The following is a 221-nucleotide window of genomic DNA, read 5'->3' as shown; positions in this document are numbered from 1 at the left end:
TTTATCACCTTACCAAAGCTTTTCGCAGATTAACACGTCCTTCATCGCCTCTAACTGCCAAGGCATCCACCACATACGCTTAGTCACTTAACCATACAACCCCAAGTAGTTTCCGAAGAAGCTATCTAGTACACCGTGGAGACTAATCCACAGCAATTGTAAAGTCTGACATTTTCACGCACACAAAGTGTGTCTTGAATAAGAGTGGTAATTTATTACTA

1 rRNA gene is annotated in these 221 nt (G+C 41.2%); it reads right to left on the bottom strand.

The features are described 5' to 3' along the window. Positions 1–93: ribosomal RNA gene (locus H4J59_RS03965) — 23S ribosomal RNA — on the bottom strand; the annotation flags it as partial. Between the last annotated feature and the right edge of the window lie 128 nt (positions 94–221).

This window comes from Colwellia sp. MB02u-10 (assembly GCF_014077185.1).
Taxonomy (GTDB): domain Bacteria; phylum Pseudomonadota; class Gammaproteobacteria; order Enterobacterales; family Alteromonadaceae; genus Cognaticolwellia.
This window is presented reverse-complemented; position numbering and strand designations above follow the sequence as displayed.